The 24,680-nt window shown below is 67.3% G+C and carries 19 protein-coding genes; 15 read left to right on the forward strand and 4 right to left on the reverse strand.

Annotated elements, in window-relative coordinates; genetic code table 11:
• The first annotated feature begins 3 nt into the window (after positions 1–3).
• From ACQ4LY_RS11395 to ACQ4LY_RS11410, 4 genes are read left to right on the forward strand one after another with little or no spacing between them, the layout of a single operon-like run.
• On the forward strand, positions 4–1,173 hold the full coding sequence (locus ACQ4LY_RS11395; protein WP_431071541.1) for a glycoside hydrolase family 1 protein: 1,170 nt from the start codon (positions 4–6) through the stop codon (positions 1,171–1,173).
• A gap of 43 nt (positions 1,174–1,216) precedes the next feature.
• On the forward strand, positions 1,217–2,758 hold the full coding sequence (locus tag ACQ4LY_RS11400; protein ID WP_431071543.1) for a molybdopterin-dependent oxidoreductase: 1,542 nt from the start codon (positions 1,217–1,219) through the stop codon (positions 2,756–2,758).
• A gap of 38 nt (positions 2,759–2,796) precedes the next feature.
• The gene (gene metG, locus ACQ4LY_RS11405) at positions 2,797–4,389 is read left to right on the forward strand and encodes a methionine--tRNA ligase (RefSeq protein ID WP_431071545.1); all 1,593 of its coding nucleotides are present in this window, start codon (positions 2,797–2,799) and stop codon (positions 4,387–4,389) included.
• A gap of 2 nt (positions 4,390–4,391) precedes the next feature.
• On the forward strand, positions 4,392–5,276 hold the full coding sequence (locus ACQ4LY_RS11410; protein WP_431071548.1) for a TatD family hydrolase: 885 nt from the start codon (positions 4,392–4,394) through the stop codon (positions 5,274–5,276).
• Here the strand turns inward: ACQ4LY_RS11410 and ACQ4LY_RS11415 are convergent.
• Positions 5,258–6,535: an MFS transporter gene (locus ACQ4LY_RS11415; RefSeq protein WP_431071552.1), complete on the reverse strand. Its 1,278-nt coding sequence runs from the start codon at positions 6,533–6,535 to the stop codon at positions 5,258–5,260. The two genes, ACQ4LY_RS11410 and ACQ4LY_RS11415, sit on opposite strands and share 19 nt — an antisense overlap.
• Positions 6,536–6,608: 73 nt before the next feature.
• On the opposite strand from ACQ4LY_RS11415, the gene rsmA reads away from it, so the two are divergent.
• The 7 genes from rsmA (at position 6,609) to ACQ4LY_RS11450 (ending at position 14,855) form a co-directional block, all read left to right on the forward strand.
• Positions 6,609–7,478, forward strand: a complete 870-nt coding sequence (rsmA, locus tag ACQ4LY_RS11420) for a 16S rRNA (adenine(1518)-N(6)/adenine(1519)-N(6))-dimethyltransferase RsmA (protein WP_056513500.1) — start codon at positions 6,609–6,611, stop codon at positions 7,476–7,478.
• Between the two features lie 9 nt (positions 7,479–7,487).
• Positions 7,488–8,555 carry an L-glyceraldehyde 3-phosphate reductase gene (gene mgrA / locus ACQ4LY_RS11425; protein ID WP_431071554.1) on the forward strand — a complete coding sequence of 356 codons (1,068 nt, stop codon included), beginning with the start codon at positions 7,488–7,490 and terminating at the stop codon, positions 8,553–8,555.
• 13 nt (positions 8,556–8,568) lie between these two features.
• Positions 8,569–9,501 (forward strand): 4-(cytidine 5'-diphospho)-2-C-methyl-D-erythritol kinase, encoded by a 933-nt coding sequence (locus ACQ4LY_RS11430; protein ID WP_431071557.1) that lies wholly within the window; start codon positions 8,569–8,571, stop codon positions 9,499–9,501.
• A gap of 124 nt (positions 9,502–9,625) precedes the next feature.
• Positions 9,626–10,639: a LacI family DNA-binding transcriptional regulator gene (locus ACQ4LY_RS11435; RefSeq protein WP_431071559.1), complete on the forward strand. Its 1,014-nt coding sequence runs from the start codon at positions 9,626–9,628 to the stop codon at positions 10,637–10,639.
• A 155-nt stretch (positions 10,640–10,794) separates the two neighbouring features.
• Positions 10,795–12,315, forward strand: coding sequence for a multiple monosaccharide ABC transporter ATP-binding protein (gene mmsA, locus ACQ4LY_RS11440; RefSeq protein ID WP_431075674.1), 1,521 nt, complete (start codon positions 10,795–10,797; stop codon positions 12,313–12,315).
• Positions 12,312–13,670, forward strand: coding sequence for a multiple monosaccharide ABC transporter permease (mmsB, locus tag ACQ4LY_RS11445; RefSeq protein ID WP_431071562.1), 1,359 nt, complete (start codon positions 12,312–12,314; stop codon positions 13,668–13,670). The genes mmsA and mmsB overlap by 4 nt, the downstream gene beginning before the upstream one ends.
• A gap of 63 nt (positions 13,671–13,733) precedes the next feature.
• Entirely contained in the window at positions 13,734–14,855 is a 1,122-nt protein-coding gene (locus ACQ4LY_RS11450) for a substrate-binding domain-containing protein (protein ID WP_431071564.1), read from the forward strand.
• Between the two features lie 65 nt (positions 14,856–14,920).
• On the opposite strand, the gene ACQ4LY_RS11455 is transcribed toward ACQ4LY_RS11450, so the two are convergent.
• The 3 genes from ACQ4LY_RS11455 to ACQ4LY_RS11465 all read right to left on the reverse strand — a co-directional run bounded on the left by ACQ4LY_RS11455 (position 14,921) and on the right by ACQ4LY_RS11465 (position 18,887).
• Complete coding sequence (locus ACQ4LY_RS11455; RefSeq protein ID WP_431071567.1) at positions 14,921–15,847, reverse strand: spermidine synthase; 927 nt, start codon at positions 15,845–15,847, stop codon at positions 14,921–14,923.
• A 204-nt stretch (positions 15,848–16,051) separates the two neighbouring features.
• Positions 16,052–16,447: a hypothetical protein gene (locus tag ACQ4LY_RS11460; RefSeq protein WP_431071569.1), complete on the reverse strand. Its 396-nt coding sequence runs from the start codon at positions 16,445–16,447 to the stop codon at positions 16,052–16,054.
• Positions 16,448–17,528: 1,081 nt separating this feature from the next.
• Positions 17,529–18,887: a DUF222 domain-containing protein gene (locus ACQ4LY_RS11465; protein WP_431071571.1), complete on the reverse strand. Its 1,359-nt coding sequence runs from the start codon at positions 18,885–18,887 to the stop codon at positions 17,529–17,531.
• Between the two features lie 120 nt (positions 18,888–19,007).
• Between ACQ4LY_RS11465 and ACQ4LY_RS11470 the strand changes: the two genes are divergently transcribed.
• The 4 genes from ACQ4LY_RS11470 to ACQ4LY_RS11485 all read left to right on the forward strand — a co-directional run bounded on the left by ACQ4LY_RS11470 (position 19,008) and on the right by ACQ4LY_RS11485 (position 24,614).
• On the forward strand, positions 19,008–19,805 hold the full coding sequence (locus ACQ4LY_RS11470) for a phosphotransferase (RefSeq protein WP_431071575.1): 798 nt from the start codon (positions 19,008–19,010) through the stop codon (positions 19,803–19,805).
• A 39-nt stretch (positions 19,806–19,844) separates the two neighbouring features.
• Complete coding sequence (locus ACQ4LY_RS11475) at positions 19,845–21,656, forward strand: ABC-F family ATP-binding cassette domain-containing protein (RefSeq protein ID WP_431071577.1); 1,812 nt, start codon at positions 19,845–19,847, stop codon at positions 21,654–21,656.
• Between the two features lie 122 nt (positions 21,657–21,778).
• Positions 21,779–23,602: a Na+/H+ antiporter gene (locus tag ACQ4LY_RS11480; RefSeq protein WP_431071580.1), complete on the forward strand. Its 1,824-nt coding sequence runs from the start codon at positions 21,779–21,781 to the stop codon at positions 23,600–23,602.
• Positions 23,603–23,693: 91 nt separating this feature from the next.
• A complete protein-coding gene (locus ACQ4LY_RS11485; RefSeq protein ID WP_431071582.1) occupies positions 23,694–24,614 on the forward strand; it encodes a MetQ/NlpA family ABC transporter substrate-binding protein in 921 nt (306 codons plus the stop codon).
• The last annotated feature ends 66 nt before the right edge of the window (positions 24,615–24,680 follow it).

The following is a 24,680-nucleotide window of genomic DNA, read 5'->3' on the forward strand; positions in this document are numbered from 1 at the left end:
CTCGTGCTCACATTCCCTGACGGCTTTCTCTGGGGCGCTGCGACCGCAGCCCATCAGGTGGAGGGGAACAACACGACCAGCAACTGGTGGGCCATGGAGCATGCTCCTGGCTCTCCGATGGTCGAGCCCTCGGGCGACGCCGCCGACCACTTCCACCGCTACCCGGAGGACATGCGTCTGCTGGCGGACGCCGGTCTGAACTCGTACCGCTTCTCGATGGAGTGGGCCCGCATCGAGCCCGAGCGCGGCTTCGTGTCTCGTGCGATGCTGGACCACTACCGCCGCATGATCGACACTGCGCGCGAGAACGGACTCGACCCGACGGTGACCCTGATGCACTTCACCGTGCCGCAGTGGTTCCAGAAGGACGGCTTCTGGCGCGCGGCCGACGCGGTCGACCTGTTCTCGCGCTACGTCGAGACGGTGCTCCCGATCCTCGAGGGCGTGACCTACGTCTGCACGATCAACGAGCCGAACATCGCGGCGATGCTCGCCGGGGGAGAGGATGCGGCCAACCTCGTCGCGTTCGGTCTGCCGAACCCCGACCTGGCGGTCGCCGACACGCTGCTCGACGCGCACCACCGCGCCTCCGAGATCCTGCACTCCGTCTCGGGCGTGCAGGCCGGATGGACGATCGCGACGCAGGCCTTCCACTCCACGGGTGAGCCGGGGGCCGACGAGATGCTCGCCGAGTACGGCGACCCTCGCGATCACTGGTACCTCGACCAGGCGGCCGGCGACGACTTCGTCGGCGTGCAGGCGTACACGCGCACCTTCATCGGTCCCGAGGGACCCCGGCCCGTCGCGGACGACGTCGAGACGACGCTCACGGGGTGGGAGTTCTTCCCCGAGGCGCTCGAGATGGGCGTGCGCAGTGCGTGGGAGCGCAGCGGCGGCGTGCCGGTGCTCGTGACCGAGAACGGCATCGCGACCGGCGACGACACCAGGCGCATCGCCTACACGCAGGGCGCTCTCGAGGGGCTGCACCGGGCGATCTCCGACGGCATCGAGGTCAAGGCGTACCAGCACTGGAGCGCGCTCGACAACTACGAGTGGGCCAGCGGATTCCGCCCGACCTTCGGTCTGATCGGCTTCGACCACCAGACGTTCGAGCGCTCCCCGAAGCCCTCGCTCGCCTGGCTCGGCGAGGTCGCACGTCGCAACGGGCTCTGAGCCGGACGACCCCGGGGCACTGCCCCGGGGTTACCCTCGGATCATGAGCCATGCAACCCGTACGACGCGCGGTGACAGGCTCCGATCGGCGGCCGCCGGGCTGAGCGCGGCGGTCGCCGCGGTCGGCCTGGCAGAGCTCGTGGCGGCGGTGGTCGAGCCGAGCGCGAGTCCGTTCGCGGTGATCGGCAGCGGTCTGATCGATCTCGCGCCCAGTTGGGCGAAGGATGCGGCCATCGCGCTGTTCGGCACGGGCGACAAGGTGGCGCTGATCACCGGCATCGCCGTGGTGCTCGTGGGCATCGCGGCGCTCGCGGGCATCCTGGAGTCCCGCCGGGCGGGTGTGGGGTCTGCGATCCTCGGCGCTCTCGGCGTGCTCGCCCTGGTGGCGGCGATGATCCGCCCGGGCGCGGGCCCGTTCGCCTGGCTCCCCGGACTCGTCGCCGGAGTCACCGCGGTGGTCGCTCTCCGGTTGCTCATGCGCACCGTGCATCCGGTTCCGTATCTGCGCGCCGAGCACGAGGAGCGCCGGCGGTTCCTGCTCTGGACCGCAGGGGTGGCCGCCGCGGGAGTCGCGGCGCTCGTCATCGGCACCGCCGCACGCGGTGCCACCCGCTCGATCGAGGCGGTGCGCACCATGCTCCGGCTGCCTGAGCCGACGACGGCCGCTCCCGCCGTGCCTGCCGCCGCCGAGCTGGACATCCCCGGTCTCGCCTCGGTCGTCACCTCGAACAGCGAGTTCTACCGCATCGACACCGCGCTGATCGTCCCGCGGATCGACCCGGCCGACTGGTCTCTGCGCATCCACGGGATGGTCGAGCGCGAGGTGGTGATCTCGTGGGATGAGCTGCTGACCCTGCCGATGACCGAGTCGCACGTGACGCTCGCGTGCGTGTCGAACGAGGTCGGCGGCGATCTGATCGGCAATGCCCGCTGGCTGGGCCACCCGATCCGCGAACTGCTCGCCCGCGCGGGAGTCGACTCGGATGCCGACATGGTGCTGTCCCGGTCGTCCGACGGGTTCACGGCGTCGACGCCGATCGAGGCGCTCACCGACGACCGCGATGCTCTGCTCGCCGTCGGGATGAACGGCGATCCGCTGCCGATCGAGCACGGCTTCCCGGTGCGCATGGTGGTGCCTGGGCTCTACGGCTACGTGTCGGCGACGAAGTGGGTGACTGAGTTGGAGGTCACGCGGTTCGATCGGGCCTCGGCGTACTGGACCGACCGCGGGTGGTCCGAGCGCGGTCCGGTCAAGCTGCAGTCGCGCATCGACGTGCCGAGTCGGGGCCAGCGCGTCGATGCGGGCGACGCCGTGATCGCCGGGATGGCCTGGCAGCAGCACGTGGGCGTCGACGGCGTGGAGGTGCGGGTCGACGAGGGCCCATGGCGCCGTGCCGAGCTCGCTGCCGCGATCTCGGCCGACACCTGGGTGCAGTGGCGGCTGGACTGGGCGGCCACGAGCGGCGCGCACACGATCGAGTGTCGCGCGCTCAGCGCCGACGGCGAGACGCAGACGTCGGATCCGGCCGATGTCGTGCCCGACGGCGCCCAGGGGTGGCACCGCATCGAGGTGTCGGTCGTCTGAGCGTAACGACCCCCTGCATCCCACCTAGAATTGTCCCCATGCCCGCAGGCGAATCGTTCTACATCACCACGCCCATCTACTACCCCTCCGATGTGCCTCACATCGGCCACGGGTACACCTCGGTGGCTGTCGACGCGCTCGCGCGCTGGCACCGTCAGGGCGGCGATGACACGTGGATGCTCACGGGAACCGACGAGCACGGCCAGAAGATGCTCCGCGCGGCGGCGGCGAACAACGTCACCCCGCAGGAGTGGGTCGACAAGCTCGTCACCGAGGCATGGTTCCCGCTGCTGAAGACCCTCGACGTGGCGAACGACGACTTCATCCGTACCACGCAGGAGCGCCACGAGACCAACGTGCAGACGTTCTTCCAGCGTCTCTACGACCGCGGCTACATCTACGCGGGCGAGTACGAGGCGCTGTATTGCGTGGGCTGTGAGGAATTCAAGCCCGAGTCCGAGATCGTCGACGGCACCGGCCCCTTCGAGGGCCTGAAGGTCTGCGCGATCCACTCGAAGCCGCTCGAGCTGCTGCAGGAGAAGAACTACTTCTTCAAGCTGAGCGAGTTCCAAGACCGCCTGCTCGAGCTCTACAAGACCCAGCCCGACTTCGTGCGCCCCGATTCGGCGCGCAACGAGGTCGTCTCGTTCGTGAGCCAGGGTCTGAAAGACCTCTCGATCTCGCGCTCGACGTTCGATTGGGGCATCCCGCTGCCGTGGGACGAGTCGCACGTCATCTACGTGTGGGTCGACGCGCTGCTCAACTACGCCACGGCCGTCGGCTACGGCTCCGACCAGGAGACGTTCGACCGTCGCTGGCCGGCGTACCACGTGGTCGGAAAAGACATCCTCCGCTTCCACGCCGTCATCTGGCCCGCGCTGCTGATGGCCGCGGGCCTCGACGTGCCCAAGGGCGTGTTCGCGCACGGCTGGCTGCTGGTCGGCGGCGAGAAGATGTCGAAGTCGAAGCTCACCGGCATCGCGCCGACCGAGATCACCGACGTCTTCGGCTCCGACGCCTACCGCTTCTACTTCCTGTCGGCGATCGCGTTCGGTCAGGACGGCTCGTTCTCGTGGGAGGACCTGTCTGCCCGCTATCAGGCCGAGCTCGCGAACGGCTTCGGCAACCTGGCTTCACGAACGACGGCGATGATCGAGAAGTACTTCGAGGGCGTCGTGCCGCCGCCTGCCGAGTACACCGAGAAGGATCTCGCGATCCAGAAGATCGTGGCGGATGCCGCATCGAACGCGGATGCCGCGATCGAGCAGTTCCGCATCGACGAGGCCATCTCGTCGATCTGGACGATCGTCGACGCCCTCAACGGGTACATCACCGCGAACGAGCCGTGGGCCCTGGCCAAGCAGTCGAACAACGGAGACGAGGCTCAGCGCGGTCGCCTCGGCACCGTGCTGTACACGTGCGCCGAGGGCCTGCGCGCCCTCGCGGTGCTGCTCTCGCCGGTCATGCCGCAGTCGACCGAGAAGCTGTGGGTCGCCCTCGGTGCCGCCGAGAGCCTCGGACGCCTGCAGGACCAGCCGATCCGCGAGGCGGGATCGTGGGGCGTGCTGCGCCCGGGCACGAGCGTCAACGGTCTCGCGCCGCTGTTCCCGCGCGTGGAGTCCACCGCCTGAGCATGACGTACGTGCAGCAGCGAGACGGCGACGGCCGCAAGGACCTCCGGTACCCGGCGGCACCCGAGCCGCTCTCCGTGCCGGTCTACGACAACCACGCGCACCTCGAGATCCTCGACGGCGATGAGCCGCTGTCGTTGACCGAGCAACTCGACCGCGCAGCGGCCGTGGGCATCGCGGGCGTCGTGCAGGCCTCGGGCGACCTCGAGTCGTCCCGCTGGGCCGTCGAGGCCGCGGCCTCCGACCCCCGTGTGCTCGCGGCCGTCGCGATCCACCCGAACGACGCACCCGCGTATGCCGAGCAGGGGCGTCTCGGTGGTGTCGGTCTCGATGAGGCGATCGCCGTGATCGACGAGCTCGCGGCGCATCCGCGCACCCGGGCGATCGGTGAGACCGGCCTCGACTTCTTCCGCACCGAGCCTGAGCGCCGCGCACCGCAGTTCAAGTCGTTCGAGGCGCACATCGCACTCGCCAAGAAGCACGGCATCGCGATGCAGATCCACGACCGTGACGCGCATGACGCGGTGCTCGAGACGCTGACCCGCGTCGGCGCTCCGGAGAAGACGGTGTTCCACTGCTTCTCGGGCGACGATGCGATGGCGAGGATCTGCGCCGAGGCCGGGTACCACCTGTCCTTCGCCGGCAACGTCACGTTCAAGAACGCGCAGAACCTGCGGGATGCCCTTAAGGTGACGCCGCTCGATCGCATCCTCGTCGAGACAGATGCCCCGTTCCTCACTCCGACGCCGCTGCGCGGTCGGCCCAACGCCCCCTACCTCGTGCCGATCACGGTGCGGTTCATGGCGGCGGAGCTCGGCATCGAGGTCGACGAGCTGTCGGCGCAGATCGCCGCCAACACCCTGCGGGTCTACGGCTCGTTCGACTGAATCTCGATCGCCTGCGTGTCGGAGACCGGCTTCGCCGAGACGATCTGCGAGATCGGCTTCCAGACCAGCAGCAGCGTGAGGGCTGCGCCGACGAATGCGAACCACCAGGGAGCCGTGAGACCCCAGACCTGGGCGATCACCCCACCGAGGGCCTGGCCGATCACCATGCCGCCGAACACCCCGACCATGTTGACGGATGCGACGCGGCCCTGCAGCTCGGCCGGCACCAGGCGCTGACGCACGGTGGTCGAGATCGTGCCCCAGACGAAGGCATAGGCGCCGAACACGAACATGATCACGAGCGCCACCCATCCGGCCGTCGTGAGGGCGAAGGCCAGGTGCATCAGCACCTCGAGCGACAGCACCACGCGCATCAGGGTGGCGAACGACACGTGGCGTTCGAGCCACCCGAAGCAGAGCGTGGCGAGGATGCCGCCCGCGGCGGATGCCGTGGTCAGCGCTCCGTACCCGATGGCACCCATGTTCAGGTGCTCGGTGGCGTAGAGCACGAGCACGCCCCAGGGGGCCGCCCATGTCACGTTGAAGACGAGGATGATGAGCACGAGCATCCGCACCGGCGGGTTCTGCCACAGCCAGCGGAGTCCCTCGCCGATGTCGGTGTGGACGTGCGACTTCACGCCCTCGCCTGCGGCCCGGGGAGGCACGGGCGTCCGCGCCATGCGCGAGATCAGGACGACTGCGAGGAGGACGCAGAGGATCTCGAGCAGGAAGGGCCAGGCGGTGCCCGCGGCGAAGAGGAACGCGCCGAGCGGAGGGCCGGCGAACTGATTCGCGACCAGGTACCCCGCCTGGAGTCGCGCGTTGCCGATGCCGAGGTCGGCAGGCTTCACGAGCATCGGCAACAGCGTGCTGCCTGCCGTGTCGACGAACACCTCGGCGGTTCCGTAGAGGAAGGCCACCGCGAGCACGATCCAGATGTTGGCCGTGCCCGTCAGCAGGAAGACGCAGAGGCCGGCGAGCACGACGGCCCGCGCGGAGTTGGCGAACATCACCAGGCGACGGCGGTCGAACCGGTCGGCGATCGCTCCCGCATGCAGGCCGAACAGCAGCCACGGCAGGAACTGCAGGATGGCGCCGGCCGCGACGAGGATCGGCGACGACGTCATCGACGCGATGAGCAGGGGAGCGGCTGCGAGAGCGACACCGTCGCCGACGTTGCTCGTCCACGATGACGCGAGCAGCCAGCGGAAGTCCCTGCCCATGCGCCGAGGAGCGATCAGTTCACCGAGGGAGGGCATCACAGAAGACTACTGGCCGGTACGGACACTGATGGCGGCTACGAAGGAGAGGGCGGTGGGGGACAATGGAGCAATGACAGTCACCCTGCTCGGCGCCACCGAGATCCGCCGACTCGCCGCCGAGCTCGATGTCACCCCGACCAAGAAGCTCGGACAGAACTTCGTCGTCGACGCGAACACGGTCCGCAAGATCGTGCACGCCGCCCGCGTGCAGCCGGGGGAGCGGGTCGTCGAGGTCGGGCCGGGGCTCGGCTCGCTCACGCTCGCGATCCTCGAGGCCGGGGCATCCGTCACCGCCGTCGAGATCGATCACCGTCTCGCCGCCAGGCTGTCGCAGACCGTCGTCGAGCACGGGGTGCCGGCCGAGATGCTCACGGTCGTCGATGCCGACGCGCTGCGCATCACCGAGCTGCCAGGGGAGCCGACCGTGCTCGTGGCCAACCTCCCCTACAACGTCTCGGTCCCCGTGCTGCTGCACTTCCTCGAGAACTTCTCCTATCTGAAGCGCGGGGTCGTGATGGTGCAGGCCGAGGTCGCCGAGCGCATCGCGGCCAAGCCCGGCTCCAAGATCTACGGAACCCCGAGCGTCAAGGCAGCCTGGTACGGCGAGTGGAAGCTGTCGGGCACAGTGTCGCGTCAGGTCTTCTGGCCGGTGCCCAACGTCGACAGCCTCCTCGTCGGCTTCGACCGGTCGGAGGGCGAGCGCGGCACGGAAGACGAACGCCGACTCACCTTCAAGATCGTGGATGCCGCCTTCAACCAGCGCCGCAAGATGCTGCGTCAGGCGCTGTCCGACCTCTTCGGCAGCTCGGCCGCGGCATCCGAGATCCTGATCGCGGCAGGAGTCGCGCCGACCGCTCGTGGCGAGGACCTCACGGTCGATGACTATCACCGTATTGCGCGGCACGTCGCTCAGATCGAAGACGCCGTCGTCACCGACTAATCTGGCACCGTGACCGACTCTCCCCGCTTCCGTCCGAACATCCCCGAGCTGCACAGGCCGTACGCAGCCGACGAGAGCCGCTACCAGCAGTTCGAGTACCGCCAGGTGGGCACCTCCGGCCTGTTCCTGCCGCCGATCTCGCTCGGGCTGTGGTGGAACTTCGGAGACAACATCCCGCTCGACAACCAGCGTGCGCTGCTGCGTCACGCGTTCGATCGCGGCATCACGCACTTCGACCTCGCGAACAACTACGGTCCGCCCTACGGCTCGGCCGAGAAGAACTTCGGGCGCATCTTCGCCGAGGACTTCCGCCCCTACCGTGATGAGCTGATCATCTCGTCGAAGGCCGGCTGGGACATGTGGCCCGGACCCTACGGTGACTTCGCGAGCCGCAAGTACATCCTCGCGAGCGCCGATCAGTCGCTGACCCGCACGGGCCTCGACTACGTCGACATCTTCTACTCGCACCGTGCCGACCCGGTGACGCCGGTCGCCGAGACGGTCGCGGCGCTCGACACGCTCGTGCGCCAGGGCAAGGCTCTCTACGTCGGCATCTCGTCGTACAGCGCCGAGCGCACGGCCGAGGCGGTCGCCGTCGCCACCGAGCTCGGTACGCCGCTCGTGATCCATCAGCCCGCGTACTCGATCCTCAACCGCTGGGTGGAGGACGGTCTCACCGAGACCCTCGAGCAGGCAGGAGTCGGCGCGATCGCGTTCACGCCGCTCGCCCAGGGGCTGCTCACCGACAAGTACCTCGGCGACGGCACCGCGGCGCGGGCACAGAAGCGCGGGTCGCTTCCCGAGGCTCCGCTGTCGGATGCCGCGGTCGAGACGCTCCGGTCGCTGAACGAGATCGCGAAGGAGCGTGGGCAGTCGCTCGCGCAGCTGGCGATCCAGTGGACACTGCGCAACCCCGTGGTCGCCTCCGCGCTGGTCGGAGCGTCGCGCCCCGAGCAGCTCGATGAGAACATCGCTGCGGTGAACGGCCCCGCCTTCACCGCTGAGCAGCTCACCCGCATCGACGATGCCGCAGGCTCCATCGACGTCGACCTGTGGGCGTCGTCCACGGAGCTGTGACGGGAACACCCAGATGAGCTTCGCCGCCCCCGTCGACTCGGTCCACGTCCGCGCTCCGGGAAAGATCAACGTCTACCTCGGTGTGGGTGGTCGTCACGACGACGGCTACCACGCGCTCGCGACGGTGTTCCAGGCGGTGTCCCTGTACGAAGATGTGATCGCCAGGCACGCCGACGGCTTCTCTATCACGGTGTCGGGTGTCGACGACCCCGACTCCGTGCCGCTGGATGACCGGAACCTCGCCATGCGGGCAGCGAAGCTCCTCGCCACGGCGGCGGAGTACGACGGAGGTGTCGCGCTCGAGATCCGCAAGAGCGTGCCGGTCGCCGGCGGCATGGGCGGCGGGTCTGCGGATGCGGCCGCGGCCCTCGTCGCATGCGACGCCCTGTGGGGCACAGGCTTCTCGACGGCTCGCCTGCATGAGCTCGGCGCTCGACTGGGCGCCGACGTGCCGTTCGCGCTCCACGGCGGCACCGCGGTCGGCACCGGTCGGGGCGACCAGCTGAACCCGGCGCTCGCCCGTGGCCGCTTCGACTGGGTGCTCGTCCAGAGCGACGAGGGGCTTTCGACGCCGGTGGTCTACGCCCGGCTCGACGCCCTCCGCGAAGACGAGGGCGCTCTCGCCGACGATCCGCCCCTCTCGCTGGAGGTCCCGGCCCCGGTGCTCCAGGCGCTGCGCTCGGGGGATCCGGAGCTGCTGGCTGAGAGCATCTACAACGATCTGCAGGAGGCCGCTCTGTACGAGCGCCCTGAGCTGGAGACGACGATCCTGCGCGGCATCCACGCAGGGGCACTGCAGGGGATCGTGTCGGGTTCGGGTCCCACGGTCGCTCTGCTGTGCGCGAGCCCCGAGGGTGCGCAGACGGTGCAGTCGCTGCTGCGCGAGCACGGCCTCGAGTCGCTGCATGTGCACGGCCCCGTGCAGGGCGCCCGCATCATCTCCTGAGCGGTCGCGGCACCCGCGCGGCGCCCGCTCCACACCCGCTCGGCACCGGCTCGGCGTGCGCTCGGCGTGTCTGGCATACATAATGTAGAGACGATGTGACCGTGCACATACAAGGAGGTCTGTGATGTCGACGGCCTCCGAGCGTGCCCGCATGCCCAGCATCCGCGACGTCGCGCGCCTCGCAGGCGTGTCGCATCAGACCGTCTCTCGGGTGCTGAACGACCACCCGAGCATCCGCCCCGAGACCAAGGCCAAGGTGCTCGACGCCATCGCTGTGCTCGACTACCGCCCGAACCTCGCGGCCAGGGCGTTGGTGACGAGCAAGTCCAACATGCTCGGCATTCTCGCGGCGACGGTCGGAGAGTTCGGCCCCACCTCATCGATCGTCGGCATCGAGGATGCGGCGCGCGAGGAGGGGTACTCGGTCTCGACGCTGAACCTCTCGGCCACGACTCCCGAAGCCATCGGCAGTGCGCTCAGGCAACTCGCCCGAGAGCAGGTCGACGGCATCGTGGTGCTGGCACCGCAGGTGCGGGCGTTCCATGTGCTTCGCGGAATGGCGGTCGAGATCCCGTTCGTGTCGCTGCAGACGGCGTCGGGTTCCGACGGCGTGAGCCTCTCGGCCGACCAGGTCGCCGGTGCGCGCAAGGCCACCGAGCATCTGATCGGTCTCGGGCACAGCGACATCATCCACATCGCCGGACCGCAGGATTGGATCGAGGCGGAGTCGCGCATGCGCGGCTACCTGGATGCCCTGCGCGAGGCCGATCTGCCGACCTTCCCGCCCATCCGCGGGGACTGGACGGCGGACTTCGGCTACTTCGCGGGGCAGGAGCTCTCGCGCAGACGTGACTTCACAGCGGTGTTCGTCGCGAACGACCAGATGGCGATCGGGCTGCTGCACGGATTCAGGGACGCGGGCATCCGCGTGCCGGAGGATGTGAGCGTCGTCGGGTTCGACGACATTCCGGTGGCGGCCCATGTCGCGCCCACGCTGAGCACCGTGCATCAGGACTTCCCTGAGCTCGGGCGCCGGGCCGTGCGCCTGCTCCTGGCGCAGATCCGCGGAGAGCAGGCGCCCCAGTTCGGGCCGCTGCAGACGACTCTGCGCACCAGGGAATCCTCGGCCGCTCGATAAAGCCACAATTTCGCTCGTGGTCTTGACACCGCCTGAGCGAGCGTAGACTATGTAAACCAATGTGAACGGTCACATCGTATGTGGCCGCCCGTCGCGAGGAAGATCTTGTGAGCACCACAGCAACGTTGCCGGTCGTGTCAGGCCCCATCCTGGAGATGCGTAGCATCACCAAGGAGTTCCCGGGGGTCAAGGCGCTGTCCGATGTGTCCATCACCGTCCGCGCAGGAGAGATCCATGCGATCTGCGGGGAGAACGGCGCCGGGAAGTCGACCCTGATGAAGGTCCTCTCCGGCGTCTACCCCTACGGCACCTATGAGGGCGAGATCCTGCTCTACGGTGAGGAGCAGCGCTACCGCGACATCGCGTCCAGCGAGCAGGCCGGTATCGCGATCATCCACCAGGAGCTCGCACTCATCCCCGAGCTCTCGATCACCGAGAACATCTTCCTCGGCAACGAGATCCGCCGCTTCGGCCGGATCGACTGGAGGGCGCAGCGTCAGCGCACGATCGAGCTGCTCGCTCGTGTCGGGCTGCGGGAGGACCCCGACGTGCCTGTCAAGACGCTCGGTGTCGGCAAGCAGCAGCTGATCGAGATCGCGAAGGCGCTCAACAAGGACGTCAAGCTCCTCATCCTCGACGAGCCCACCGCAGCGCTGAACGAGAACGACTCGCAGCACCTGCTTGATCTGATCCTCGGGCTGAAGGCCAAGGGCATCGCGTCGATCATGATCAGCCACAAGCTCAACGAGATCGAGCAGATCGCCGATGAGATCACGATCATCCGCGACGGCCGCACGGTCGAGACCCTCGACATCTCGCGCGGCGAGATCAATGAAGACCGCATCATCCGCGGCATGGTCGGTCGCTCGCTCGAAAGCCGCTACCCCGACCGCACCCCCGAGATCGGCGAGGTGTTCTTCGAGGTCAAGGACTGGTGGGTGCAGCACCCGACGGTCTCCGAGCGCATGGTCGTCAAGGGTTCGAGCATCAACGTGCGTCGTGGTGAGGTCGTCGGTATCGCCGGGCTCATGGGCGCGGGCCGCACCGAGTTCATGATGAGCCTGTTCGGGCGCTCCTACGGCACGTTCCTGGGCGGTCAGGTCGTCAAAGACGGGCAGGAGATCTCGATGCCCGATGTCTCCTCCGCCATCAAGCACGGGCTCGCCTACGTGAGCGAGGACCGAAAGGTGCTCGGCCTCAACCTGCTCGACACCATCAAGCGCTCGGTCGTGGCGGCGAAGCTGTCGAAGATCGCCCGCCGCGGCGTGGTCGACGAGCGCCAGGAGTTCTCGATCGCCGAGCAGTACCGCAACGCGCTGCGCATCAAGGCGCCCAGCGTCGAGGAGGGGGTCGGAAAGCTGTCCGGCGGCAACCAGCAGAAGGTCGTGCTGGCGCGGTGGATGTTCACCGACCCCGACCTGCTGATCCTCGACGAGCCGACCCGCGGCATCGACGTCGGCGCCAAGTACGAGATCTACGCGATCATCAACGAGCTCGCCTCCCAGGGCAAGGGCGTCATCGTCATCTCGAGCGAGCTTCCCGAACTCCTCGGAATCTCCGACCGCATCTACACCGTCTTCGAAGGTCGGGTCACCGACTGCATCCCGGCCGACCAGGCGACACCCGAGGCCCTCATGCGCAGCATGACCTCCGCGAACCAGAAAGCATCCGCATGACCACCGACCTCACGACAACGAAGCGTGGCTTCCATTTCGGCGACATCCGAAAGATGTTCGGAAGCAACGGCACCTCGTCGCTGCGCCAGTTCGGCATCCTGGGCAGCCTCATCGTCATCATCGTCCTCTTCGAGATCCTGACGCTTCTGCGCAACGGTCCGAACGGTGCGACGCTGACGTCGGGAAACCTGATCAACGTCATCAACCAGTACTCGTTCATCCTGATCCTCGCGATCGGCATGGTGATGGTGATCATCATGGGCCACATCGACCTGTCGGTCGGATCCGTGGCCGCGTTCACCGGCATCATCGTCGCGAAGGCGATGGCCGACTGGAACCTCCCTTGGCCGCTCGCGATCGTGCTCGGACTCGGTGTCGGTGCGCTGGTCGGCGCCTGGCAGGGATTCTGGGTCGCGTATGTCGGGGTGCCTGCGTTCATCGTGACGCTCGCCGGCATGCTCCTCTTCCGAGGCGCGCAGCAGTGGATCGGCGATGCGCAGACGATCCCGGTGCCCAAGGGCTTCCAGATCATCGGAACCGGTTATCTGCCCGAGGTGGGTCTTCCTGTTCCGTTCAACGTGCCGACGATGATCCTCGCGCTGGTCGCGGTGGCATGGCTGGTCTTCTGGGAGATCCGCACCCGTCGCCAGCAGCACAAGATGGGTTCCGACAGTGCGCCGCTGTGGGTCAGTGTCGTCAAGGTCGTGCTGCTCGCGATCGTCGTGCTCGTCGCCGCCTGGATGTTCGCGACCGGTCGCCCGGGCACGAGCTTCCCGGTGCCGGGTCTCATCCTGCTGGCCCTGGTCATCATCTACTCGTTCATCACCCGCAACACCGTGTTCGGCCGCCACATCTATGCCGTGGGTGGCAACCGTCAGGCTGCGCGCCTCTCGGGCGTGAAGGACCGCTGGGTCGACTTCTTCGTCATGATGAACATGTCGATGATGGCGGCGCTGGCCGGCATGATCTTCGTCGCCCGTTCGCAGGCCTCCGGCCCGAACGACGGCACCGGCTGGGAGCTGGATGCCATCGCATCCGTGTTCATCGGTGGCGCTGCCGTCGCCGGTGGTATCGGAACGGTGATCGGCTCGATCATCGGTGGTCTCGTGATGGCGTTCCTCAACAACGGCCTCGCATTGCTCGGTCAGGGTGCCGACGTCGTCTCGATGATCAAGGGCATCGTGCTCCTGTTCGCGGTCGGCATCGACGTCTGGAACAAGCAGCAGGGTCGTCCCTCGCTCATCGGTCTGCTGACGCGCCGGTCCGCTCTCCGGAGCGACCCGGAGGCCAACGCGATCTTCGAGCCCAACAAGACTTACCAGGCTCCGCCCGTCGACAAGACGCGGGGCGAGTAAGCGGATTCGACGCGCAGTGCTCGCGCGCAGGATCCGTCACACCACCACACAGAAAGAGATCACATGAAGAAGATCATCGTCACAGCGACAGCGCTCGTCGCGACGGCTGCCTTCGCACTCACGGGTTGCTCCGGTGAGCGCGGCGGCGGAACCGACACGGGATCTGGCGAAGAGGCCGCAGCGGGCTTCGAGGCCGGCTCCTCGATCGGTGTCGCACTTCCCGACAAGACCAGTGAGAACTGGGTTCTCGCAGGCAAGCTGTTCACGGACGGCCTGGAAGAGGCCGGCTTCAAGGCCGACGTCCAGTACGCTCCGGCGAGCAACACGGTCGCCGAGCAGCAGAACCAGATCCAGGCCATGGTCACCAACGGCGCCAAGGTCATCATCATCGGCGCGAAGGACGGCAAGCAGCTCGCCACGCAGGTGCAGGCCGCCAAGGACGCCGGCGCCTACGTGATCGCGTACGACCGTCTCATCGAGAACACCGAGGCTGTCGACTACTACGTCGCATTCGACAACTTCAAGGTCGGCCAGCTGCAGGGCCAGGCTCTGCTCGACGGTCTCGCCGAGCGTGCCGGTCACGAGGCTCCGTACAACATCGAGCTCTTCTCCGGTTCGCCTGACGACGCCAACTCGAAGGTCTTCTTCGACGGCGCCATGGACGTGCTGAAGCCGGAGATCGACAACGGCAACTTGGTCGTCGTGTCGGGTCAGACCGAGATCGCGCAGACCGCGACCGAGGGCTGGCTTCCGGAGAACGCTCAGAACCGCATGGACACCCTGCTGACCTCGTCGTACAGCGGTGACACCGTCGTCGACGGTGTGCTGTCCCCGAACGACACCCTTGCTCGCGCCATCATCACCTCGGTGCAGCAGGCCGGCAAGCCGGTTCCGGTCGTCACGGGTCAGGACTCCGAGGTCGAGTCGGTGAAGTCGATCATGGAGGGCATCCAGTACTCCACGATCAACAAGGACACCGCGCTGCTCGTCGAGCAGTCGATCAAGATGGTCGGCCAGCTGCAGAAGGGCGAGGACGTCGACGTCAACGACACCGAGTCGTACGACAACGGCGCCAAGGTCGTTCCGGCATACCTGCTCGACCCGATCATCGTCACCAAGGAGAACGCTGCCGAGGCTTACGCCAACGTGCCGAGCCTCCTCGAGATCGTGAAGTCGTACCAGTAAGCGATTCCGCTCGAACAGCGACGAGCCGTCCGGACCTTCGGGTCCGGGCGGCTCTTTGCCATGCGCTAGCCCCAGAGGGGGTCGTCGGGATCGGGAGAGTCGGTGCCGTCGGCATCTGTCATGATGCGCGCTTCAGCGATCCACGACGTCAGAGGGCGATCGCGGAGGAGATGAGGTCGCGGTGTGTCGAGCAATACGGAGGCGGTCACCTTGTCCAGCGGCTCATCGCTCGCGAAAATGACGACGTTGCCGAGTGGCCCTTCCGCATCTTCCGGCTCTGCGTCGAGCACGACAGCGACGTGATCGAACACGGTGCTCAGGGTCGCGGCCTGTCGTCGTGAGTATTCGAACGGATGCCCGTCGAGCAGGTTCACGGCGACCATGCCCGCTGCTGCGGAGCGCGCGGCGACCCGGCGATAGAACTCCTGGCTGGCCACACGATGCCGGATGACGGCGGCATCCCAGAGATCGACGACGGTGAAGCACGCCTCCACCCAATCGGTGTCGATTGCGGTGCGATAACTCGCTGCGTCGTCAAGTCCGGGGGACGGAGATGACTGCACCGGCGATGTCTTCTCATTCGGAAGAGCGGCGTCCGCGACCGTCCGAGCGTCACCCAGGATGACTCGTATGTCAGACCCGGGAGGCAATGGCAGCGCGTCGATGACGGCGGCGTAGAGCGCGGGTTCGAACTCCACCACCAGCTGAGGTGATCCGGCGCGCGTCGCCTGGACGTAGCGTGCCAGGGTGAGTGCTCCGGCCCCCAGATGCACGGTGAACAGTGGCGCATCAGGCTCGGCGGCGGCATCCATTGCGCGGGCGATGTGTTGGGTGTAGCTGTACTCGAGGGCGGTGGGTTCGGTGATCGAGACGACGGACTGCGCAACTCCATCCACGCTGAGCTCGAAGCGACCGGGTCGCCTTCTCGACTGCACCAGCTTTGCCTTGCGGTCGGCTAGTGAGAGCGAGAACACCCGGCGACTCCATGGCACCTGTCTAGTTTAAGCCGGAGGGATCGGTCGGCGGCTGCCTCTCGAGGAGCAGAGCGCCGTAGGCGAATTTGCTCTCGGAAGGCCGAGCCTCCTCGAGATCGTCGAGTCGTACAAGAAAGCGATCAGCCATCTAGCATGACAGGGCCGCTCGGACGCTCGGGGCCGGGGGCTCTTTCTTGTTGGCGTGCTGCTGTGGTGCGTTCTTCAGCAGCCTCTGCCAGCCGGGTTCTCGTCGCAGGTGTGGGTGACGAGCGCGGTGCGGGCTTCGAGGATGCGGATCTCCTGGACGGCACCGGGCGTCGTGAGCTGCCCGGGAACGTCGATCCATCCGCCGCCGAGGTCCACCTGCGCTGTGTATCGGATGTCAACTCGGGCTGGGTATACGCCGGGGTCGCGATACACGTGGCTCGTCGCGGTGGGCGTGAACTGCGCCTGACCCAGCGCCGCCCAGGTCTGCCCAGGTGTCGTCACTGTCGCGGAGCTGCCATCGCCGTACTTGTAGTCGTATCCGGCCGGGGTGAAGCGGACGCGGAGGGGGATGCCGAACAGCTCGCCGTTCTGGATCTGCGGTGTCGCAGCAGCGGTGAAATTAGTTGGCATCCCGGCGATCCCGAGGTTTCCGGGTTCGGCGGTGGCGAGGACGGATGCCGGGGCGAACCGCGCGAGGTCGGAGATGACGATCGTCGGTATGCCAGTCGCCGGCGGGGATGTCCCCGGGGCAGCGGGCCGGTTCAGACGGGGCGCACATCGCGTGGTGCCCGAGTCATCCATGCACGCCGCGAGATCGATCGCCTCCTGGCTCGGCCCCGATGGTCCGCCGGGGCCGGATGGGCCGCCGTTGCTTCGGCGTGTGTCCGTGTTCGGGTTGGTGCCCTGCTGCTGTTGCGTGCCGGAGATCGTAAGAGACGAGCCATCCGTGGAGCCGCACGCTCCGGCGAAGGCCAAGTCGCCCGTGCATGAGTTCATCTCGACTCGTGGGGTGGACACCGAAAAGCCGATCACGATCATGCTAACGACGCACAACATTCGCGCGCGAATCAGCATGTTGTCGTCTCCGCCGTTGCCTCATGCGAGATTACGAGCGACTGCTCTGAGCTTACAAAGTCCACGCGTTGCGCCACTGTCTCGCCCCGTTCGGGTGGAGTCACATTCGCACCCGTCTCGTTGACAAGTGAGACTCCCGAGACGTCAATACAGACCAAGCCCACCACGCGCGAGCCCTCGGCCCGAAGCTCCGCCGATTCGCCGGTGAATGACGTTACCTCCGCGGTCCCTTCGATTCGTAAACCTTGGGTGCTAAGACTGTTCTGCGCGTCAATGTCACTCTCTAGCGCGATTCCAATCAGATATTGCTGCGGATCAGCGCCCTCCGCTCCTCCCCGTCGTTCGTTCAGCGCATCGTTGTACGCCCGGTACACCTCTTCCGCCGCCGCAAACGCCTCTTCCTCGCTTGCGAATGCGGGTGTCGGCGTGGGCGCCGGTGCCGGCCCCGGTGCGCACCCGAGCAGCTGGCCGAGAGCGATCGCAACCAACACGACAGCCACACTTCTTGTGCGCGTCGTCATCGGTCGGGGAGCGGGCGAGGGTCGCGAGCGAGGAGGGGTCACCGCGCCACCGTAGTCAAAGTGCGGTCGGTGCCGCCGCAGTTATCCACAGCGCCAGACGGCTACCAGCGCTTCGCTCAGAACGGCGCGCGTGCAGCATCCTCTTCAACGGTGAAGGTGACCGTGTTCGGTGCAGGAGGAGTGTCGATGTAGGTACGGCCCGTCGGGCTCGTCCACTCCATGACCCCACCGGGTTTCTGCTCGACGTGCCAGGGGGAGTGGTGTTTCAGGACGTGGTGTCGCCGACAGAACGAGGCGAGGTTCGTCTCGCAGGTCGCGCCGCCCGCCGACGCTGCGTGGTTGTGGTCGAGGTCGCACTTCCGCGCCGCTATCCCACACCCGGGGAATCGACAGCGTTGGTCTCTCGCTCGAAGATGTCGTCGGAGGTGCTTGCCGGGTCTGTACCGGTCGACAGCGAGCACCCGCCCGCTGATCGGATGCGTCATCACCCTGTCCCAACCGGTGGCGGTGCCCGCGAGCCTTCGCGCGGTGTCGGTATCGATGGGGATCACGCCGTCGAGTTCGGCAGGCGGGCGCATGAAGCTCTCGCCGCCGCGCGTCGTCTCGTACGATTCCGGGTTGGCGTCATCTGCCATCAGGGTCGTCACCGGAACCGTGACCTCGATGCGTGCCGTGATCTCTGCGAGCAGCCCGTCTTCGGTGTCATGCCCGGTCGGCGTGCCGCTGAGCACCAGATCGGTGAGCAGATCGGCGCGGATCTCATCGATCGTGCGGTCATCGGCCTCGAAGTCTCGTCCTTCTCGCTTCGCCTCACGCCTGGCTCGGAGGTTCTCATCACGCAGTGCGTGCGCCATCTGCGAGAGGCGGTCGAACATGCCGTGGATCAGCGCTGCAGGCGCGTGCGCATGCAGCCCGGCCATTCCGTCTTCGCCGTCGGTCACCCAGACGCGCCGCTGAGCGCGCGCCGTGCGGTGTCGCTCGGTCACGGTCGTTGGGGCGAACCGCTCGGCCACTCGACGCGCCAGCGCGCGCAGCCTGTTGGGGGACTCGACCTCGGCGAGCGGAAGCATGATCGCGGCGTACGCCTCGCGGGCGCTCGGCGAGTCGATGTGCGACCCGGCGTCGACGATGACCCGGGAATGTGCGGCGCTGATGCGACCCTGGCCTTGCGCCTCCCACACGCTCGGGAAGAGGTCGATCAGCATTCCCGCAGCTGCCATCCGCCGCTCGATGGTGCGATCGCTGACGTGCTGCACGGTCGCGATCTCGGCTGCGATGGTGCGGATCGAGTGGTCGCCACGATCAGGACGGTCACCCTGTTTCGCGATGTCGATCGCCAGCCGCCCGGCAATCGCCAGAAGGCCGTCGCGAGCCGCCATTGCGCTGCTCACCGTCGCCTCCGCGACCTGCAGCGACGTCACCAGATCGGCGAGCGTCGCCATCTGTGAGTCCGTCGCGTCGAGCAGTGCTGTCATGCAATAAGTAGATCAGCAACCACCGACATTCGAACAAAGATGCGAGATATTCCCGATATGCAATGCAGCGGCCGGTCTATCAGCACTCCCGCCCAGACCCGCCTCCCGTAGCCTCGACCCATGGCCACGGCACTCCCACCCTCACGCGCCACGCTCGCCGAGTTCGGAATCGGGAGCGCGCATCAGGACGAGATCCTGAACCTTCCCGGCGGTCGAGGGCAGACGTGGCGGGCCGGCGACACGGTGCTGCGTCCGTCCGCAGGTGACGGGGAGACGGTGTGGAAGGCTGCTGTCCTCGCAGGGCTGCCCCACTCCGTGGGGTTCCGCACATCGCGCCCGATCCCGTCGGCATCCGGAGAGTGGACGGTCGACGAATGGGAGGCCTGGCAGTGGCTCCCGGGTGCTGCGGATGAGACCCGCGTGAGCGACGTGCTCGACGCGGGGGCGGCATTCCACCACGCGGTCCGGGGTCTCGATCGCCCCGAGTTCCTCGATCAGGCCGACGATCCGTGGGCGAGATCCGACAGGATCGCCTGGGAAGAGGAAGAAGCGCCCGCGAACCCGACCCTCCACCGTCTGATCGCCGCCTTCCGGCCGGTCTCGGCGCAACCGCAGATCATCCACGGCGATCTCCTCGGCAACGTCATGTTCGCGCAGGGACAGCCTCCGGCGATAATCGACTGGGCGCCGTACTGGCGTCCGGTCGCCTTCGCCGATGCGATCGTCCTCGCCGACGCCGCGTGCTGGCACGGCCTCGACCCCGCTGAGATGATCCGTCTCGCAGAAGCCAGGAACGTGGGCCGGCAGCTCCTGGTCCGCGCTCTCGTCTTTCGCATCGCGACCTTCGAGCTCCTCGGGCACTGGGTCGACCGGATGCAGGCGCGGCACGCTCCGGCGATCGAGGCCGCCCTAGTCTGACCGGCCCACTCAGCGCACCCGGCTACCCTGGGAAGCAACATGGCACATCTTCTCGGGGCAGAAGCCCTTCACCTCGAATATCCGACCAGGGTCGTCTTCGACTCCGTGACCCTCGGCATCGAAGAAGGTGACCGCATCGGCATCGTCGGCCGCAACGGCGACGGCAAGTCGAGCCTCCTCGGCATGCTGGCCGGGATCAAGGAGCCGAACTCGGGCCGCGTCACCGTGCGCGGCGGTACGACCATCGGTGTTCTCGATCAGGCCGACACCCTCAGCGACGACCTGACCATCAGCGCCGCGGTCGTCGGTGACACCCCGGAGTACGAATGGGCCGGCGATCCCCGCATCCGCGATGTGATCGAGGGACTGCTGAAGGATCTGCCGTGGGATGCCGAGATCGGCTCGCTCAGCGGTGGCCAGCGTCGTCGGGTCTCGCTCGCCAAGCTGCTCACCGGCGACTGGGACGTCATCGCCCTCGACGAGCCCACCAACCACCTCGACGTCGAAGCCATCACCTGGCTCGCCGGGCACCTCAAGAAGCGCTGGAGCCCGAACTCCGGTGCCCTCATGGTCGTGACCCACGACCGGTGGTTCCTCGACGAGATCTGCACCGAGACCTGGGAGGTGCACGACCGCATCGTCGAGCCCTTCGAGGGTGGCTATGCGGCCTACATCCTGCAGCGCGTCGAGCGCGACCGCATGGCGGCCGCCACCGAGGCCAAGCGTCAGAACCTCGCCAAGAAGGAGCTCGCCTGGCTGCGCCGAGGGGCACCGGCCCGAACCGCGAAGCCGAAATTCCGCATCGACGCGGCCAACGAGCTGATCGCCGATGTGCCCGAGATCCGAGACAAGGTCTCACTGCAGTCGCTCGCCGTCTCGCGCCTCGGCAAGGACGTCGTCGACCTGCTCGACGTGGGCGTGACCTACCCGACCGTGGACGGCGGCACGCGCGAGGTGCTCCGCGACGTCGAATGGCGCATCGCACCGGGGGAGCGCACCGGCATCCTCGGCGTCAACGGCGCCGGCAAGTCGACGCTGCTCGGACTCATCTCGGGCACGGTCGAGCCCACCGTCGGCCGCGTGAAACGCGGCACGACCGTGAAGGTCAAGACACTCACCCAGCGCCTCGATGAACTCGAGGACGTGCGACGCGAGCCGGTGCGCGTCGTGATCTCGCGTCTGCGCACGTCCTACACGATGGGCGCAGGATCCAAGGCGCAGGAGCTCACCCCCGGGCAGCTCCTCGAGCGCCTGGGCTTCGACTCCGCGCAGCTCTCGACCCCGGTGAAGGACCTCTCGGGTGGTCAGCAGCGTCGCCTCCAGCTGCTGCTCGTGCTCCTCGATCAGCCGAACGTGCTGATCCTCGACGAGCCGACCAACGATCTCGACACCGACATGCTCGCGGCGATCGAGGATCTGCTCGACTCGTGGTCGGGAACCCTCCTGGTCGTCAGCCACGACCGGTACTTCCTCGAGCGCGTGACGGATCAGCAGTTCGCGATCCTCGACGGGCACCTGCGGCACCTCCCCGGAGGCGTCGACGAGTACCTGCGTCTACGTCAGCTGCAGACCTCGGCGCCCGGCAAGTCCCAGACGGCCGTCAACACCGAGAAGAAGGCCCCCAGCCTCGACGGCGCCGCTCTGCGCGCAGCGCAGAAGGAGGTCGCATCGCTGGAGCGTCGCATCCAGAAGCTCACGCAGCAGGTCGACAAGGCGAAGACCTCTCTCGCTGATCACGATCAGTCGGACTTCGCAGGCCTCGGCGACAAGATGAAGGCGATCAGCGACCAGCAGGCGGAGATCGAGGAGCTCGAGCTCCGCTGGTTCGAGCTGACGGAAGAGCTCGACTGAACTGACCCTCGCCATCCGGGCTCCGTGGGAATACGGTGGCACTGCCATGCGCTGTGCTCTGGGCGGGGTTCGATGCCATCCGGGATCGCACAGCTTGATCCTGCGGTACCCGGGAGGTTCAGATGGAAGGACTCGAGGTCACCGTCCTGATCGGACTCACGATCCTCGTGGGGACGCTGCTCGCGCCGCGAGTGCGGCTGGCGCTGCCCCTGGTGCTCGTCATCATCGGTCTGCTGCTCGGCTTCGTGCCGCAGCTGCGTGAGATCCAGCTCCCGCCCGAGACCGTGCTGCTGCTTTTCCTCCCGGTGATGCTGTTCTGGGAGAGCCTGACGACGTCGCTGCGCTCGATCCGTCGTGACTTCCGGTACATCCTGCCGATGAGCACGGTGCTGGTCGTCGCGTCCGCCTTCGCCGTCGCGGGCGTCGGACTGCTGTTCGGGATGCCGTGGGAGACCGCCCTGATCCTCGGTGCCGCTGTCGCGCCGCCGGATGCGACAGCCGTCGCCGCACTCGGCCGGCTGCTGCCGCGCCGCATGTTCATGAAGCTCAAGGCCGAGAGCCTGACCAACGACGGCACCGCGCTCGTGCTCTACGCGATCGCCGTGTCACTCGCGCTCGGCGGCAACATCACGCCTCTGTCGGTGACGATGTCGGTGCTCACCTCGTATGTCGGAGGGATCGCTGCCGGCGTCGTGATCGCGGCCCTCGGATACCTGCTTCTGCGCCGCACGTCGTCGACGATCGTGATCAACGTGACACTGCTGCTCATCCCGTTCTCGGCCTTCCTCGTCGCCGAGATCGTGCACGCATCCGGAGTGCTGGCAGTCGTCGTCGCCGGTCTCATCGTCGCGTACGTCTCGCCGAGGGTGACCACGGCCTCGTCGCGCAGGCAGGCCGACGCCGCGTGGCCGTTCGGAGTCTTCCTCCTCAACGGAGCGCTGTTCGTGCTGATCGGGCTCGAGGTGCAGTTCGTCGCGCACGAGATCTCCGCGGCGGCCATCGGTCGTCTCGTGCTCATCACCCTCGGCGTGTGGATGACGCTGCTCGTCGTGCGCTACCTCTTCCAGGTCATGAACATCCTCTTCCAGCGCAGGACAGTTCCGCGCCCGTCGCCCGGTGCGCGAGCACGCTCGATGGCGGTGTCGACCGTCGCGGGCATGCGCGGAGCCGTGTCGCTGGCGATCGCTCTCTCCGTCCCTGCGGCGAGTGCGACCGAAGGCGAGATCGCCGGCCGCGACGAGATCGTGTTCGTCACGGCGGGTGTGATCCTGCTGAGTCTGCTCGTGCAGGGGCCGCTGCTTCCGGCGATCGTGCGCTGGGCGCGGTTCCCGGTCGATCACAGGGACGACGAGGAGTACGAGCTCGCGGAGCGCACCATCTCGGGCGCGGCGCTCGCCGCCCTCGACGACCTCGCCACGGAGCACGGCGTCGGGCAGGAGATCCGCGACAAGGTGCGCGCCGAGGGCTACCAGATGCTCGAGTTCTCGAACGCGCGGGCACTGGCCCGTGAACAGGCGATCGTCGATGCCGAGGCACAGGCGCTCGACGTGCTCCTCGACGAACCGGATCCGCTCGGCAGCGGCGGGAACACCATGTCCGAGGCGGCCGGCGACGGCGGGCCGCGAGACGATGGATCGGATGCTGCGCAGACGGTGCTGCGGCTGCCGGACGCCACCCGCATCGGCGCCGACGGTGAGAACCCCGACGGCGAGGTCAGGACTCTGCAGATGCTCGCCACATCGGTCGACGTCGACGTCATGCAGCGCTCGCCGCTGCTGCGCCACGAAGAGCACACGCGCCTCAAGCTCGCTCTCATCGACCGCAAGCGCGAGGTGCTCCTGGGGCTCCGCAGAGAGGGCACGGTCGACGATCTCGTCGTGCGCCGCATCTCGGCTCGGCTCGACCTCGAGCAGGTCCGACTGCAGGGCATCGAGGAGTACGACTGAGAGCTGTGACGCTCTGTGACACTCGATTGTCGCGCGCGGCGTCGCGCTGCCTAACGTATTCGAGTCCCCCAAGAGAGGAACCCGAACACTCATGTCCATCACAGCATCCCGTCGGACCACATCCGTCATCGCCGCGCTCGCCGCGGTCCCGCTCTTCGTCGCGCTCGCAGGCTGCGCGACGGCATCGTCAGACGCCGGCTCCGGCGGCGGTGACTCCGAGAACGAGACCGTCAAGATCGGCGTCGTCGGAAAGGGAGACGCACAGTGGGCTCCTTTCGTCGAGGCAGCCGCTGACGAGGGCATCACGGTCGAGCTCGTAGACTTCGGCTCGTACGAGCAGCCGAACCCCGCACTGACCGAGGGCGAGATCGACCTCAACCAGTTCCAGCACATCGTGTACCTGGCCGAGTACAACAGCGCCTCGGGCTCCGACCTGACGCCGGTCGGCTCGACCGCGATCTACCCGCTGGGTCTCTACTCGCAGAAGTACGACGATGTCGACGACATCCCCGAGGGGGAGACCGTCGCGGTTCCCGACGACGCATCGAACCAGGCACGCGCACTCCTCGTGCTGCAGTCGGCCGGTCTCATCGAGCTCAAGAGCGGCGGAACGATCTTCTCCGACCTCGCCGATGTCGACACCGACAAGTCCAAGGTGAAGGTCACGGCCCTCGAGGCCGCCCTGATCCCCACGTCGCTGCCCGATGTCGCCGCGGCGATCATCAACAACGACTTCGTCGAGGACTCCGGTCTGACCTTCGACGACGCGATCGCGCAGGACGACCCGGAAGACCCGAACGCGCTGCCGTACGTGAACATCTTCGCGTCGCGCGCCGAAGACGCCGACAACGAGACGTACCTCAAGCTCGTCGAGATCTTCCAGACGAACGAAGACGTGCAGGCCGGTCTGATCGAGTCCTCGGGTGACACCGCGGTTCCGCTGCAGACGCCGGTCGAGGACCTCGTCGCCTCACTGAAGAAGGTCCAGGAGGACACCGAGGCCAAGAAGTAGGACGACCGGGTGCAAGACACCCCCGTCCGATGAGGGAGAATCGGGTGGCGCTTCGTGCGTCACCCG

The sequence above is a fragment of the Microbacterium phyllosphaerae genome (assembly GCF_050628115.1).
Taxonomy (GTDB): domain Bacteria; phylum Actinomycetota; class Actinomycetes; order Actinomycetales; family Microbacteriaceae; genus Microbacterium; species Microbacterium phyllosphaerae_A.

What these genes read in the sequence shown, in the direction of transcription:
- ACQ4LY_RS11400 (WP_431071543.1), top strand. Translation starts at nt 1,217, where the DNA reads ATGAGCCATGCAACCCGTACGACGCGCGGTGACAGGCTCCGATCGGCG.
- metG (WP_431071545.1), top strand. Translation starts at nt 2,797, where the DNA reads ATGCCCGCAGGCGAATCGTTCTACATCACCACGCCCATCTACTACCCC.
- ACQ4LY_RS11410 (WP_431071548.1), top strand. Translation starts at nt 4,392, where the DNA reads ATGACGTACGTGCAGCAGCGAGACGGCGACGGCCGCAAGGACCTCCGG.
- ACQ4LY_RS11415 (WP_431071552.1), bottom strand. Translation starts at nt 6,535, where the DNA reads ATGCCCTCCCTCGGTGAACTGATCGCTCCTCGGCGCATGGGCAGGGAC.
- rsmA (WP_056513500.1), top strand. Translation starts at nt 6,609, where the DNA reads ATGACAGTCACCCTGCTCGGCGCCACCGAGATCCGCCGACTCGCCGCC.
- ACQ4LY_RS11430 (WP_431071557.1), top strand. Translation starts at nt 8,569, where the DNA reads ATGAGCTTCGCCGCCCCCGTCGACTCGGTCCACGTCCGCGCTCCGGGA.
- ACQ4LY_RS11435 (WP_431071559.1), top strand. Translation starts at nt 9,626, where the DNA reads ATGTCGACGGCCTCCGAGCGTGCCCGCATGCCCAGCATCCGCGACGTC.
- mmsA (WP_431075674.1), top strand. Translation starts at nt 10,795, where the DNA reads ATGCGTAGCATCACCAAGGAGTTCCCGGGGGTCAAGGCGCTGTCCGAT.
- mmsB (WP_431071562.1), top strand. Translation starts at nt 12,312, where the DNA reads ATGACCACCGACCTCACGACAACGAAGCGTGGCTTCCATTTCGGCGAC.
- ACQ4LY_RS11450 (WP_431071564.1), top strand. Translation starts at nt 13,734, where the DNA reads ATGAAGAAGATCATCGTCACAGCGACAGCGCTCGTCGCGACGGCTGCC.
- ACQ4LY_RS11460 (WP_431071569.1), bottom strand. Translation starts at nt 16,447, where the DNA reads ATGCCAACTAATTTCACCGCTGCTGCGACACCGCAGATCCAGAACGGC.
- ACQ4LY_RS11465 (WP_431071571.1), bottom strand. Translation starts at nt 18,887, where the DNA reads ATGACAGCACTGCTCGACGCGACGGACTCACAGATGGCGACGCTCGCC.
- ACQ4LY_RS11470 (WP_431071575.1), top strand. Translation starts at nt 19,008, where the DNA reads ATGGCCACGGCACTCCCACCCTCACGCGCCACGCTCGCCGAGTTCGGA.
- ACQ4LY_RS11475 (WP_431071577.1), top strand. Translation starts at nt 19,845, where the DNA reads ATGGCACATCTTCTCGGGGCAGAAGCCCTTCACCTCGAATATCCGACC.
- ACQ4LY_RS11480 (WP_431071580.1), top strand. Translation starts at nt 21,779, where the DNA reads ATGGAAGGACTCGAGGTCACCGTCCTGATCGGACTCACGATCCTCGTG.
- ACQ4LY_RS11485 (WP_431071582.1), top strand. Translation starts at nt 23,694, where the DNA reads ATGTCCATCACAGCATCCCGTCGGACCACATCCGTCATCGCCGCGCTC.